Raw genomic sequence first — 13013 nt, 5'->3', positions numbered from 1 at the left:
GACAAGGCAAAGGATTATCGATATGCGCAAGTTTTTCGCGAAGATGCTGCTGGGCAGCGACACCGTCAGCAAGCTGCAGTCCATCCGCCAGGCGGAGGCGCTGGAGCAGGAGGCCGGAAAGAAGCTGGCCGGGGCCGACGCGGCCGAGGCGCCCAAGCCCAGCACGCCGACCATTACCCGCGAGCAGATTCGCTCGCTGATCGAGATAGACATGGAAATCCATGGCGACATCTTCATCGGCCGCGGCGTCAAAGTATCCGGCAAGGTGCTGGGCAGCCTGATCCCCAACGGATCGGTGGCGGACTGCGACCCCATCGTCATCATCAGCCAGGGCGGCGACGTCAGCGGCGATCTGCACGCCCGGGTGGTGGTGGTGGCGGGCACGCTGTCCGGCGACATCCATGCCGACCACGTGCTGCTGATGCCGACGGCCAGGGTCAACGGCACTGTCAACTACCGCCATACGCTGCGGCAGGACATCGGTTCCGCCTTGTCCGGCATGGTGCGGCGCGTCGAGCGCATCGCCTTGCTGGATCAGCCCCCGCTGCCGGCCGAGGTCGCCAGGGGGGCGCTGCCGGGGCGGAGCGCCGACGAGGACGCCATTCCGGTGCTGCCGGTGGAGCCCGAGGCCATACCGTCCGCGGTGGTGCGCGCGGTGCCGCTGGCCCACGCGCAGGAGACGGCCGAGATCGAGAATCTCTACAAGGGCCTGAACATGGAGAGCGAGAGCCGTCCGGCGGGCGTGCGCGTGCTGGCCGCCAGTGCCTGATAGTGGCTGTCCTGATTTGGCTGTCCTGATTTGGCTGAATTTTTAATTATTATATTAAAATAGTAACTAAAATATAACTATTATGAATGGGCGAGACATGATGGCGACCGGCTTCGACGTTCAGCCGGAGCCGCTGGACGCGGCGTTCGAGGTTGCGCTGGCGGAGCGCGGCTTGGCCGGCGAGTGGCCGCCGGAGGCGCTGGACGAGGAGGAGGACGCGCGCTGGTCCTATCTGCCGTTTCTGCAACTGGCGGTCGAGCGCATGTGCGTGATGACCTTGTTGGCCGAGGACCGCGCGACGGAGCTGGGGGCCGGCGCCTTGCCGGCGCTGCGCCGGCATGCGGGCTTCGAGGGCGATCCGGTATTCGTCCGGGCCGCCGACGATTATCTGGCGGCGTTGGCGACACTGGCTTCGATGAGCGGCCGCGCCGAAGAGGAATGGCATGGCTCGGTGGCGGGTCTCTACCTGGGGAGGGAGCAATGATGCAGGCGAATCCGGCCGGAGGTCGGCATTACGCGGCGGAGGCGGCGCGTCGTCTGCACGACGCGCTGGCGGCGTCGGATCCGGAGACGGTCTTGCGGCTGCCGCTGGGGGGCGCGCGCCATTTCAATCCGGTCAGCGGCACGGTGTATCGGGGCATCAACCACCTGCTGCTGCAGGCGGCGTTGCCCGCCGGCTCGTCCGATCCGCGCTGGTTCACCTATAAGCAGGTCCAGCAGTTGCAGCGAGGGCATACGGCGCTGAGCCTGCAGCCGGGGGCGCAGGCGGGCCTGCTGCTGTTTCCGGGGCCGATGGGCGCGCTCAAGGGCTGCTCGGTCTTCAATGGCGCCCAGTTGCGGGGGCTGGCGCCGCTGCGGCCGCCGCGGCAGGCTCCCGGCGAGGACGGGCTCAAGCGGCTTGGCAACGCCATTCTGGCCGAACTGGGCGTGCGCGAGGAGGAGGGCGCAACGCCGCTGTTCGATCCGGTTGCCCAGTGCATACGCGTGCCGCAGGCCGGCTATTTCCGCAGTCTGCGGGAACTGGTCGCCGCGCGGCTGCGGCTGGCCGCGCAGTGGGCGGAGCAGCGGGAAGACCGGCCGCGCGCCTTGCGCCGGCCGCGCCGCCACGCGCCGGACGATCCGTTGGAGGACTTGTGGTCGCAGCTGACGGCCTCCTTGCTGATGGGCTTGCTGGGCGTGGGCGCCGACTTGTCGGCGCCGTTCCGGCCGTCCGGCCTGGCCGTGCCGATGCTGCAGCGGCTGCGGGCCGCCGACTTCACCGAATTGTTGCTGGGCGCGCAGCGGGTGGAGTTGGCGTTGACCTGGCTGGGGCAGCTGTCGCCGACGCTGGCCGCCTTGCAGCGGGAAGAGACGCAGTTCATCCGTGACAATCTGCTCCCGGTCGGCGAGCAGCCGGCGCCGTCGCAGGCCGTCGCGGAACCGGCAGCCGACGAGCGGGAGGCGCAGAGGCGCGAGGCCGGCCGCCACGCGCTGCTGACCGAGGTGGCGCTGCTGGCCGCGCCGGAGCTGGCGCATCTGCTGGCCGGCCGTTTCGGCGTCGGTGAGGTGCTGCCGGAAACCGATTCGGCCATCCACGAGCGTTTCCAGCGCTGGGCGCGCGCCGAGATCGAGACCGGCCGCTTCGATGCCCTGCCCGCCGATGCGCGGGCTTTGTTCGGCCATTTCCTCGAGCAGAGGGAGGCCGATGTGGGCGAACTGCTGCGGCGGGACGAGGCGCAGCAGCGCCGACAACGGATGGATGGCGCCATCGAGCCGGTTGCCGAGGCCTTGCCGGCATCGGCGGGCTCGGCCGAACGACTGATCGCCATCCAGCCGTTCCGCGACGACAAGGGCGGCTGGTTGAAGGTGGGGCACCAGGACATCATCGAGCTGGGGCTGGTGGACCAGGTCGCGGACGAGGATTCGCGGATGACGCCCAGCGCCGTCTACCTGGCCTTCGACGAAAAGGCGCCGCGTTGCGACGCGCAAAGGCTGATGGACGCGGTGGACGCCGCCGGCTGGAAGGTCAGCTTCCTGCAGTATGTGGAGTCGCGCGATTCGCAGATCCGCAGCTATGCCAGCTATTTCGCGCCCTTGGTCGGCTATATGCCCAAGGTCGGCGACCGCCTGAAGCTGGTGGAGGGCGTGGCCAGCATCAGCTCCAAGTCCGGCAGCGGCGGCTGGGTGGTCAGCTTCGACGACGGCAACAAGCAGCGCGCCTTGAGCAGCGGCCGTTTTTACGACTTCATCGAATCGGTGATAGAGGGCGATTTCGTCGGCCGGCCGGCGGCCGCGGCGCCGGCCCGCGAGGCGGGACCGACGCCGGCCGCGCCGGCGATGGAGTTCTAGGCTGGACGGGAAGCCAGGGGGATGCAGCGATGGAAGAAGAATTCAAAAAACTGGAAAGCGATCTGATCGCGATGGTGGACGACCGCTTCATGGCGGTGGAGGACTCGCTGGCGCGCTTGATCAATCTGAGCGAGCAACATCAGCGCAAGCTCGCCGCCAGCGACATGACGGTGCGGCGCTTCCTGCCGCAGTTCGGCATGTGCGCCGCCATCCTGGCGGCGCTGGTGGTGCTGCCGGTCGGCGCCGCCGCCTGGTACGCGCAGGAGGGCAAGGTCAGGCAGTGGCAGCAGCAGGCGCGCGACAACGCCTTGAAGGCCGGCGCCTTCGACCGCCTGTACCAGTCGGCGGAGGCGGGACTGCGCCAGCGCATGGAAGGCGCGGCCAGGGAGGCCGCGGCCGAGCGCTGAGGCCGGCGCGGGAAACGTTTTCGGACAAGAGGGATTGATGGCGACAGCAATGCGCAGAAGTCAGGTGGAACGCGACGTCGTTCCGCTTTCGCACAAGATTTTCGGCTGGATACGCCGCAACGAGCCCGGCTTCCTGGCCGCCGCCGGCATCGCCTACCTGCTGTGCCCTATCTTTCCGCTGGCCACCGCAGCCGCGGTCGGCGCGGCCTTGCTGATGGCGCGCAACAAGGTGGTCGACCATCCGAAGGGGCCGTTCTGGCGGCCGGTGGCCGGCGGCGACAAGAAGCTGGCGTGGACGCGGATGGAGGGACCGCCGGACAAGGGCGGCAAGGGCGTGTGGTGCATGGGCAACGCGATGGACACCAAGGAGGAGATCTGGGTCAGCGACGATACCATGCGGGTGCACGCCACGCTGTTCGGCACCACAGGCGGCGGCAAGACCGTGGCGCTGGAGGGATTGATCTGCCAGGCCATAGGCCACGGTTCCGGCGTCATCATGGTGGATGGCAAGTCCGACCCGAAAACCTGGTTCGACATCGTCACCATGGCCAAGATGTACGGCCGCGAGGACGATCTGCTGGTGCTGAACTTCATTTCGTCGACCGGCTACGAGAAGCTGGCGGTGCTGGACGAGGACGACGCCGACGGCGCGCGCGGCAAGATGGATCTGCTGGGCCAGATCCACTCCAACACCTTCAATCCCTTCACCTACGGCTCGGCCGACACGCTGACCGAGCTGGTGACCGGCCTGATGCGGCCGGACGGCGGCGGCGACGGCGCGATGTGGCGCGGCCGCGCCGAGGCGATGATACGTTCGCTGATGCGCGGCCTGGTGGCGCTGCGCGACGCCGGCAAGGTGACTTTGTCGGTGCAGGTGCTGCGCGACTACATGCGGCTGGACAAGCTGGGCGAGCTGGAGGGCGACGACAGCATCCCGGCTTACGCCCGCGAGCAGCTGACCGGCTATCTGGACGAGCTGCCGGGCTTCCGCGAGGCGATGAAGGCCAAGCAGGACGACCCGTCGGCCTTCGACACTTACTGGGAACAGGCCAGCAAGCAGCACGGCTTCCTGACGATGCAGTTCACCGAGCTGTTGGGCCTGCTGTCGGGTACCTATGGCCATATCTGCAACGTCGAATGGGGTGACGTCGATTTTCAGGACGTGGTGTACAACCGCCGCATCCTGTACGTGATGCTGCCGGCACTGGAGAAGGCGCCGTCGTCGCTGGCCAATCTGGGCCGGCTGACGGTGGCCGGCATCAAGAACGCGCTGTCGGTGTCGCTGAAGGCGCAACTGACCGGCAGCAAGCAGGACATCGTCGATTCCCGCCCGACCAATTCCGACACCGCCTTGCTGGCCATCATGGACGAATACGGCTCCTACGCGGTCGAGGGCTTCGGCGACGTGGCGGCGCAGGCGCGCTCGCTCGGCGTTAGCGTCATCTTCGCCGGCCAGGACTATCCCTCGTTCAAGAAGGGTTCGGAAATCGAGGCCTCGCGCATCCTGGCCAACACCGGCATGAAGATCTTCCTGAAGACAGAGGATCAGGAAACCGCCGACATCGCGATCAAGCGCGCCGGCCAGGGGGTGTACGCCTGGGCCGGGGGCAAACGCCTGTCCGAGGGCTCGGACCGGTTGGTCGATACCGGCGACGCCAGCTATCGCGAGGAAAACCGGCTGACCTATCTCGATCTGGTGGACCTGGCCGAGGGCCAGGCCTGGTTCATGAACCGCAACCACCTGATCAAGATGAACACCTTCTATGTGCAGCTGGACGGCGCGGTCACCAAGGAGGCCAAGCACAACACGTTGTTCCCGCTGGGTACCGACCTGTCGCGGGAGCTGGCCGCCAGCAAGATCATGCAGCAGGTGATGGGCGCCGAGCCCGCGGCGTCCGATGGCGTGATGCGCTTCCAGCGCCGCGTCTTCGACGATGTCGAGGCCTGGCTGCGGCTGGCCGAGCTGCGGGAGATTCCCGTCGGAGGCGAGGCGGACGCGCCGCCGGCGGAGGCCGTCGACGATCCCTTCGGCCAGATCTCGCTGCTGCAGGCAGAGCACCGCCAGCTGTCGCGCGCGGCGCTGGTGGCGCAACTGGTTTCCGAGGTCGGCGCCGACGTGGCGATGGCCGACAGGATGGCGGCGCGCGACGAGGCGGCGCTGGGCGCGCGGATGTCGGCGGCGGAACTGGCCGACTACGCCGGCAGCCTGCTGGAGCAGGCGCTGCTGGAGAGCGGGGCCGGTGGGGCGGTCGAAGCGGAGGCCGAGGCTTCGGACGACGCCTTGCCGTTGACCGGATTTTCCGCCGCCGCCTTTTTCCAGGCGACCACCGAGGAGGGGAGGTCGCTGGAGCATCCGGGCGAAGCGGAGGCGAGTGAGCTGGAGGAGGATGACGGCGAATGGGGCCTGGCCGACCTGGCTGGCTTCTTCGGCGCCGAGCCCGAGACCGGATCGGAAGAGGGGAGCGGCGAGCCGCATCCGCTGCGGGAAGCCTGCGACGAACTGGTGGCGGAGGCGGAGTCCTTGGAAGCGATGGCGCGTGTCGCCGATCTGGTCGCCGAGTGCCTGGCCGGAGTCATGACGGACGGCGGCGAGGACGAGATGGACGCAGAGGCCGGCAGCTTGCTGGCCAGCGAGCACGCCGGCGAGTTTCTGGCGCTGTTGTTGGCCGAGGCCGCGGGATAGGCGGCGGCCGTCGAGTCCTGAGCCGGACGGCCGAACGGCGGCGAGCACCCGGCCATCCGCCGCGGTTTTCACATCTTCGACCGGCCTGCATTTTCGTTTCGTCGGATAGGGTGTGATGGCGGCGCCGGGCCGCTTTTCGCGCCCGGCACCCGGTAGAAAACGGCCGCCGCCACAAAAAGACCTTTACGCCAATCGTTTCTTCGTCATCGAGGCGATGTCTTTCAGCCAGGGCCGCTGCCGCCAGTGCCCGGCGGCGAAGGCGTCGATCCGGTCCCGCATGGCCAAGGTCGCGCCTACCATGTCCAGGCCTTCGACGAACATCCGGCGATGGCGCTCGGACAGGGAGAATGGCGCCGTCAGGCTCCTGCTGCGCACGCTCATCGACGCGACATCGATCACCAGCCGGCTGTGTTCCGGCTTGGAGACATCGGCCAGGATGATTTCGACATCGGCCTCGGCCAGCGCAGCCAGCATCAGGCCGTTGTTCATCGCGTTCGAATAGAAAATTTCGCCGAAGCTTGGCGCGATCACCGCTCGGATGCCGTATTGCATCAGGCCCCAGACCGCATGCTCGCGGCTGGAGCCGCAACCGAAGTTGGGACCGGCGACCAGGATCTCGGCCGCCGCGTATTCCGGCCGGTTGAGGACGAAATCGGAACGGGGCTTTCCATCCGGGTCGAAGCGCATATCGTACAGCAGGCCTTCGGCCAGGCCCGCCTTGTCGATGCGCCGCAAGAATTGCTTGGGCATGATCTGATCGGTGTCCAGATTGCCGACCGGCAACGGCGCGGCCATGCCTTCGATGCGGGTTTGAGCCGTCATGCTTGCACTCCCAGTTTGCGAACGTCGGTGATATGGCCGGCAACGGCGGCCGCGGCGGCCATCGCCGGGCTCATCAGGTGGGTGATCGCATCCCGGCCCTGCCGGCCTTCGAAATTGCGATTGGTGGTGGAGGCGCAGCGCTCGCCGGGGGCGAGGACGTCGTCGTTCATGGCCAGGCACATCGAGCAGCCGGGCTGGCGCCATTCAAAGCCGGCGTCGACGAAGAGCTGGGCCAGGCCCTCTTTTTCGGCCTGGCGGCGCACCTCGCCGGAGCCCGGCACGATCATGGCGCGCACCGCAGGCGCGACGCGCCGCCCCCGCACGACTTGCGCGACGGCGCGCAAGTCTTCGATGCGGGCATTGGTGCAGGAGCCGATGAAGACCCGCTGAACGGGCAAACCTTCCAGGCTGGCGCCCTCGGCCAGGCCGGTATAGCGCAGCGCCCGCGCCATCGTCAGTCGCTCGGTGCCTTCCGGCACGGACGCCAGGACCGGGACGCGGCCGCTGATCGGAATCGATTGTTCCGGGCTGGTGCCCCAGGTCACATAGGGCTCGACGTCGCCGGCCTGGAATTCCAGCTCCAGGTCGAAGCGGGCGCCGTCATCGCTGCGCAGGGCGCGCCAGTCCGCCTTCGCGGCATCCAGCATCGCGCCGGCCAGATCCGGGCAATGACGCGCGACGTATTCCAGCGTCAGCGCATCGGGCTCGATGAGCGCGCCGCGCGCGCCGGCCTCGACCGCCATATTGCACAGCGTCATCCGCGCCTCGATGGTCAGCGATTCAATGGCTTCGCCGCAGAACTCGACCACGTAGCCGCGCGCGCCGTGCGCGCCTATCCGCTTGATGATCAGCAGGATCAGGTCCTTGGCGGTGGTGCCGGGCGGCAGCTGGCCGGCAACGTGGATGCGCATCGTCCGCGCCAGGCGATACACCAGGGTCTGGGTCGCCAATACATGCTCGACTTCAGAGGTGCCGATGCCGAAACCCAGGGCGCCCAGCGCGCCATGGGTCGTCGTGTGGCTGTCGCCGCAGAGGACGACCATGCCGGGGCGTATCATGCCCAGCTCCGGCGCGATGACATGCTCTATGCCTTGAAAACGGTCGTTGGCATCGAGCAGCGGGATGCCGTGGAAGTCGCAATTCTTCCGCAGATTCGAAGCCTGCAAAGCCGAGTCCGCTTCTTCGATGATGCGGATCGCCGCCGGGTGGGTGGGGATGATGTGGTCGACCACGGCCACGTTCTGGCCGGGCCGCATCACGCCGCGGCCGGCCTTGGCCAGCGCGGCGAAGGCTTGCGGGCTGGTGTACTCGTTCATGATGTGCAGGTCGGCGTAGAGCAGCACGTTCTGCGAATCCAGACGCGCCACCGTATGGGTTTCGACCAGTTTCCGGTAAAGCGTTCTGGGCGCGGTTTGCAATGCGGTCATTCCTGTCTCCCGATGAGCCTGAAAGCGCGGGGGCTTCCTTGGGAGGCAAGTTATTGGATTGCAGATTTTTGTACAATAATGGAAATATCAAACTGTTTTTAACTTGAATGCAAAAATGAGCTCGGTATCCGATGTGGCTTTTTTCATGGAAGTGGTCAAGGCGGGCACGCTGTCCGGCGCGGCGCAGGAGCTTGGCGTATCGACAGCCGCCGTCAGCCGGCGCCTGGCCAATCTCGAGGCGCGGCTCGGCATCCGGCTGCTGAACCGCACGACGAGACGGGCCGCCGTGACCTATGAAGGCGAGCTGTATCTGGCGGAGGGGAAGAAGATCCTCGGCGAGCTGGAGGAACTGGAGCAAAGGCTGGCCAGCGCCCAGGCCGTTCCGAAGGGACTGCTGCGCGTCAATGCGACTTTCGGCTTCGGCCGGCAGTTCATCGCTCCCGCCATCGCCGATTTCGCCGAACGGCATCCCGAGGTCGAAGTTCAGCTATATCTGTCCGACCGGCCGGTCAATCTGATCGAGGAGGGCTTCGATGTCTGCATCCGCTTCGGCGAACTGCCCGATGCCCGCATCGTCTCCAGGAGGATCGCCGGCAACCGCCGTCTCTTGTGCGCGTCGCCGGCCTATCTGGAGCGTTTCGGCCTCCCCGCCTCCCCGATGGATCTGCAGCGCCACCGCTGCATCGTGATCCGGGAAAGCGATGAGACCTATGGCGCCTGGCATCTTCATTCCGGGACCGCGCAAGCCAATGTGAAGGTTCGCGGGGCGGTATCGACCAACGACGGCGAGGCGGCGCTCGGCTGGGCGCTGCGGGGTTTGGGGATATTGCTGCGCTCGGAATGGAATGTCGCGCCCTATCTTCGTTCGGGCAGATTGCGCGAAGTCCTCGGCGACTGGCGGTTTCCGCCCGCCGACATTCACGCGGTCTATCCGATGAAGAGCCATCTGTCGGCGAAAGTGAGCGCCTTCGTCAATCATCTGGACAAGCATTTCGAGCCGTACCGGCCAGGCGCGGGAGGGAAAAGCGCCTGGTAATCTCCGCCGGGCGGCGGGGAGGGGGTAAAAGCCGCCAGTCCGTTGGCTTGGCGGCTTTGCGCTCCGATCAGATGCCGGCGTTGACGATGTCTTCGCGGGTCAGCAGGAAGACGAAGCCGTCGCCGCTCTGCGTCTCCATCCACATGAAGGGCAGGGAGGGGAAGCATTCTTCCAGCATGTCGCGGTTGTGGCCGATCTCCACCAGCAGCACGCCGCGTTCGTTCAGGAATTCCGGCGCGCGGCGCAGGATCTCGCGGGTCGCGTCCAGGCCGTCCTCGCCGGAGCCGAGCGCGATTTCCGGTTCGTGCAGATACTCTTCCGGCAGCTCCTCCACCGACTCGGCGTCGACGTAGGGCGGGTTGGAGATGATCAGATCGTACTTTTCCTCTATCCCCTCGAACATATCGGTGTGGATCAGATTGATCCGGTCCTGCAGGCCGTAGTGCTCGACGTTGACCGCCGCCACCTCCAGCGCGTCCAGCGAGATGTCGACGGCGTCGATCTCGGCGTCCGGATAGTGGTGGGCCATTTGAATGGCCAGGCAGCCGGAGCCGGTGCACAGGTCCAGCGCGCGGTGGACCAGCTCCGGGTGCTCTATCCACGGCTCCAGCGGTTCGCCCAGCAGCTCGTAGATGAAGGAGCGCGGCACCAGCACGCGCTCGTCGACGTAGAAGTTGAACTCGCCCTGCCAGGCTTCGTTGGTCAGATAGGCGACCGGCACCTTTTCCTCGGCGCGGCGGCGGATCAGTTCGATCACGCGCTCCACCTCCTCCGGCAGCAGTCTGGCGTCCAGGTAAGGGTCCAGCGTGTCTATCGGCAATTGCAGCGCCGACAAGATCAGATATGCCGCCTCGTCGTGGGCGTTGTGGGTGCCGTGGCCATAGGTCAGTTCGGCTTCGTTGAAGCGCGACACGGCGAAGCGCAGCAGGTCGCGCGCGGTGGTGAAGTGGCTGGCGGCCAATTGGTACATGGGATTCCTTTCAATACAACGGGGACATGGCTGGACCATGTCCCCTGGCAATATGTCTCGGCGGCCGCGCGGGCCGCGACGGCGTCAGAACGGCAGTTTGGCGTCGGTGGCGGTGGCCAGCACGCGGCGGAAATCGCCCTTGATGCGCTCCAGCGCCGCCTCGTCGTCGGCTTCGAAGCGCAGCACGATCACCGGTGTGGTGTTGGAGGCCCGCGCCAGGCCGAAGCCGTCCTTGTATTCGACGCGCAGGCCGTCCAGCGTGTTGACTTCCTCGGCGCCGTCGAACTTGGCCGATTCCTGCAGTTTGGCGATCAGCGCGTGGTTCTCGCCTTCCTTGGCCATCTTCAGGTTCAATTCCGGCGTCGAGACGGCGTTGGGCAGCGCGTTCAGCAGCTCGCTCGGGTCCTCTACGCGCGACAGCACTTCCAGCAGCCGGGCGCCGGTATAGATGCCGTCGTCGAAGCCGTACCAGCGCTCCTTGAAGAACACGTGGCCGCTCATCTCGCCGGCCAAGAGCGCGCCGGTTTCCTTGATCTTGGCCTTGATGAAGCTGTGGCCGGTGCGCGCCATCACCGGCACGCCGCCGTTCTGCTTGATCCACGGCTTCAGCAGGCGGGTGGACTTGACGTCGAAGATCACCTTGGCCTTCGGATTGCGTTCCAGCACGTCGGCGGCGTACAGCATCAGCTGGCGGTCCGGCCAGATGATGTTGCCTTCCTTGGTGACCACGCCCAGGCGGTCGCCGTCGCCGTCGAAGGCCAGACCGATCTCGGCGTCGGTCTTCTGCAGCGCCTCGATCAGATCCTTCAGGTTTTCCGGCTTGGCCGGGTCCGGGTGGTGGTTGGGGAAGGTGCCGTCGACGTCGCAGAACAGCTCGCGCACCTTGCAGCCCAGGCGGCGGTACAGCAGCGGGCCGAAGGCGCCGGCCACGCCGTTGCCGCTGTCCACGACGATGTTCAGCGGGCGCTCCAGCTTGATGTCGGAGGTGATGCGCTCGAAATAGTCCTCGGCCACGTCGGCGGTGCTGTAGCCGCCTTCGCCGTCGTCGAGCTCGGCGTCGACGATGCGCTGGTACAGCCGCTGGATGTCGTCGCCGGCCAGCGTGTCGCCGGCCAGCATCATCTTGAAGCCGTTGTAGTCGGGCGGGTTGTGGCTGCCGGTGACCATCACGCCGGACAGCGTGCCCAGCTGGTGGGCGGCGAAATACAGCACCGGCGTCGCCACGCGGCCGATGTCGATGACGTCGACGCCGGCGGCGCGGATGCCGTCGGCCAGCGCTTCGCACAATTCCGGGCCGGACAAGCGGCCGTCGCGGCCGACCACGATAGCCTGCACCTTGCGGGCGCGGGCTTCCGAGCCCACAGCCTGGCCGATCTGGCGGGCGACGGCGGCGGTCAGCGTCTTGCCGACGATGCCGCGGATGTCGTAGGCCTTGAAGATGTCTTTGGATATTTTGGTCATGATGGTTTCAGCACGGTTTCGATGCGGTTGGAGAAGAGCGGCGGCGTATGGCGCGCCGCTGTCCTTGTCTTGAATTCAGCGGGCGAGCTTGTGGCTCAGGGCAACCAGCTGATCCAGCTTCCGGCGGGCATGGCCGCTGTCCAGCGCTTCGCGCGCCATGGTAACACCGTCGGCCAGGCTTGGGGCGATATCGGCGGTATAAATCGCGGCGCCGGCATTGAACAGCACGATGTCGCGCGCCGGGCCGGATTCGCCGTCCAGCACCGACAGCAGGCGGTCGCGCGACTGCTCGGCGGTCTCGGCGCGCAAGGCCTTGAGCTCGCATGTCGCCAGGCCGAACTCGCCCGGTTCCAGCTGGTATTCCAGGATTTCGCCGTCCTTCAATTCCGCGACCCGGCTCGGTCCGGACAGCGTAAGTTCGTCCAGGCCGTCGCAGCCGTGGACGATCATCACGTGGCGGCTGCCGAGCTGCTTCAGCACGCGAGACTGGATGCCGACCAGGTCGGGATGGAAGACGCCCATCAGCTGATTGTCGGCGTCGGCGGGATTGGTCAGCGGTCCCAGGATGTTGAAGATGGTGCGCGCGCCCAACTCCTTGCGGATCGGCGCCACATGTTTCATCGCGCTGTGGTGATTGGGCGCGAACATGAAGCCGAGGCCGATCTCGTCGATGCAGCGGCCGACCTGGTCCGGCGTCAGTTGCAGATTGACGCCCAGCAGCTCCAGTACGTCGGCGCTGCCCGAGCTGGACGACACCGAGCGGCCGCCGTGCTTGGCGACGCGGGCGCCGGCCGCCGCCGCGACGAAGGCCGCGGTGGTGGAGATGTTGAAGGTGTGCGACTTGTCGCCGCCGGTGCCGCAGGTGTCCACCAGGTGGCCGCGGTCAGCCACCGGCACATGGGTGGCGAATTCGCGCATCACGGTGGCGGCGGCGGCGATTTCGGACACCGATTCCACCTTGACCCGGAGGCCGATCAGGATGGCCGCCGTCTGCGCCGGCGTCAGCTCGCCGCGCATGATCTGGCGCATCAGCGCCAGCATCTCGTCGTAAAACAGTTCATTGCCGTCGATCAGACGGTTCAGTGCCGCTTGCGGACTGATCATCGTGCG

11 protein-coding genes are annotated in these 13013 nt (G+C 66.8%); 6 read left to right on the top strand and 5 right to left on the bottom strand.

Translation table 11 applies throughout. The features are described 5' to 3' along the window. Positions 1 to 22: 22 nt before the first annotated feature. The 5 genes from WNM05_RS14110 to WNM05_RS14090 all read left to right on the top strand — a co-directional run bounded on the left by WNM05_RS14110 (position 23) and on the right by WNM05_RS14090 (position 6187). Entirely contained in the window at positions 23 to 769 is a 747-nt protein-coding gene (locus WNM05_RS14110) for a bactofilin family protein (RefSeq protein ID WP_434627741.1), read from the top strand. 97 nt (positions 770 to 866) lie between these two features. Further along, positions 867 to 1253, top strand: a complete 387-nt coding sequence (locus WNM05_RS14105; RefSeq protein WP_434627738.1) for a hypothetical protein — start codon at positions 867 to 869, stop codon at positions 1251 to 1253. Further along, the gene (locus WNM05_RS14100) at positions 1250 to 3097 is read left to right on the top strand and encodes an ArdC-like ssDNA-binding domain-containing protein (RefSeq protein WP_434627735.1); all 1848 of its coding nucleotides are present in this window, start codon (positions 1250 to 1252) and stop codon (positions 3095 to 3097) included. Before WNM05_RS14105 ends, WNM05_RS14100 begins: the two co-directional genes overlap by 4 nt. Positions 3098 to 3126: 29 nt before the next feature. Continuing rightward, positions 3127 to 3504: a hypothetical protein gene (locus WNM05_RS14095; protein WP_434627732.1), complete on the top strand. Its 378-nt coding sequence runs from the start codon at positions 3127 to 3129 to the stop codon at positions 3502 to 3504. 49 nt (positions 3505 to 3553) lie between these two features. Next, entirely contained in the window at positions 3554 to 6187 is a 2634-nt protein-coding gene (locus tag WNM05_RS14090) for a TraM recognition domain-containing protein (RefSeq protein ID WP_434627730.1), read from the top strand. Between the two features lie 183 nt (positions 6188 to 6370). Here WNM05_RS14090 and leuD read toward each other — a convergent pair whose 3' ends face one another. Next, positions 6371 to 7009, bottom strand: coding sequence for a 3-isopropylmalate dehydratase small subunit (leuD, locus tag WNM05_RS14085; RefSeq protein WP_434627727.1), 639 nt, complete (start codon positions 7007 to 7009; stop codon positions 6371 to 6373). After that, entirely contained in the window at positions 7006 to 8436 is a 1431-nt protein-coding gene (leuC, locus tag WNM05_RS14080; protein ID WP_434627725.1) for a 3-isopropylmalate dehydratase large subunit, read from the bottom strand. Before leuC ends, leuD begins: the two co-directional genes overlap by 4 nt. 115 nt (positions 8437 to 8551) lie before the next feature. On the opposite strand from leuC, the gene WNM05_RS14075 reads away from it, so the two are divergent. Continuing rightward, a complete protein-coding gene (locus WNM05_RS14075) occupies positions 8552 to 9472 on the top strand; it encodes a LysR family transcriptional regulator (RefSeq protein ID WP_434627723.1) in 921 nt (306 codons plus the stop codon). A 67-nt stretch (positions 9473 to 9539) separates the two neighbouring features. Here the strand turns inward: WNM05_RS14075 and prmB are convergent, their stop codons facing one another. The 3 genes from prmB to trpD form a co-directional block, all read right to left on the bottom strand. Further along, on the bottom strand, positions 9540 to 10442 hold the full coding sequence (prmB, locus tag WNM05_RS14070; protein ID WP_434627721.1) for a 50S ribosomal protein L3 N(5)-glutamine methyltransferase: 903 nt from the start codon (positions 10440 to 10442) through the stop codon (positions 9540 to 9542). An 84-nt stretch (positions 10443 to 10526) separates the two neighbouring features. Continuing rightward, on the bottom strand, positions 10527 to 11903 hold the full coding sequence (locus WNM05_RS14065; protein WP_434627719.1) for a phosphomannomutase/phosphoglucomutase: 1377 nt from the start codon (positions 11901 to 11903) through the stop codon (positions 10527 to 10529). 75 nt (positions 11904 to 11978) lie between these two features. Further along, on the bottom strand, positions 11979 to 13007 hold the full coding sequence (gene trpD / locus WNM05_RS14060; protein WP_434627716.1) for an anthranilate phosphoribosyltransferase: 1029 nt from the start codon (positions 13005 to 13007) through the stop codon (positions 11979 to 11981). Positions 13008 to 13013 lie beyond the last annotated feature (6 nt).

The organism is Chromobacterium sp. CV08 (assembly GCF_051129845.1).
Lineage (GTDB): Bacteria > Pseudomonadota > Gammaproteobacteria > Burkholderiales > Chromobacteriaceae > Chromobacterium.
The sequence above is the reverse complement of the archived record's forward strand: the minus strand, read 5'-3'. Positions and strand labels throughout refer to the sequence as shown.

What these genes read in the sequence shown, in the direction of transcription:
- WNM05_RS14095 (WP_434627732.1), top strand. Translation starts at nt 3,127, where the DNA reads ATGGAAGAAGAATTCAAAAAACTGGAAAGCGATCTGATCGCGATGGTG.
- WNM05_RS14090 (WP_434627730.1), top strand. Translation starts at nt 3,554, where the DNA reads ATGCGCAGAAGTCAGGTGGAACGCGACGTCGTTCCGCTTTCGCACAAG.
- WNM05_RS14110 (WP_434627741.1), top strand. Translation starts at nt 23, where the DNA reads ATGCGCAAGTTTTTCGCGAAGATGCTGCTGGGCAGCGACACCGTCAGC.
- WNM05_RS14100 (WP_434627735.1), top strand. Translation starts at nt 1,250, where the DNA reads ATGATGCAGGCGAATCCGGCCGGAGGTCGGCATTACGCGGCGGAGGCG.
- WNM05_RS14075 (WP_434627723.1), top strand. Translation starts at nt 8,552, where the DNA reads ATGAGCTCGGTATCCGATGTGGCTTTTTTCATGGAAGTGGTCAAGGCG.
- WNM05_RS14105 (WP_434627738.1), top strand. Translation starts at nt 867, where the DNA reads ATGATGGCGACCGGCTTCGACGTTCAGCCGGAGCCGCTGGACGCGGCG.
- WNM05_RS14065 (WP_434627719.1), bottom strand. Translation starts at nt 11,903, where the DNA reads ATGACCAAAATATCCAAAGACATCTTCAAGGCCTACGACATCCGCGGC.
- leuD (WP_434627727.1), bottom strand. Translation starts at nt 7,009, where the DNA reads ATGACGGCTCAAACCCGCATCGAAGGCATGGCCGCGCCGTTGCCGGTC.
- trpD (WP_434627716.1), bottom strand. Translation starts at nt 13,007, where the DNA reads ATGATCAGTCCGCAAGCGGCACTGAACCGTCTGATCGACGGCAATGAA.
- leuC (WP_434627725.1), bottom strand. Translation starts at nt 8,436, where the DNA reads ATGACCGCATTGCAAACCGCGCCCAGAACGCTTTACCGGAAACTGGTC.
- prmB (WP_434627721.1), bottom strand. Translation starts at nt 10,442, where the DNA reads ATGTACCAATTGGCCGCCAGCCACTTCACCACCGCGCGCGACCTGCTG.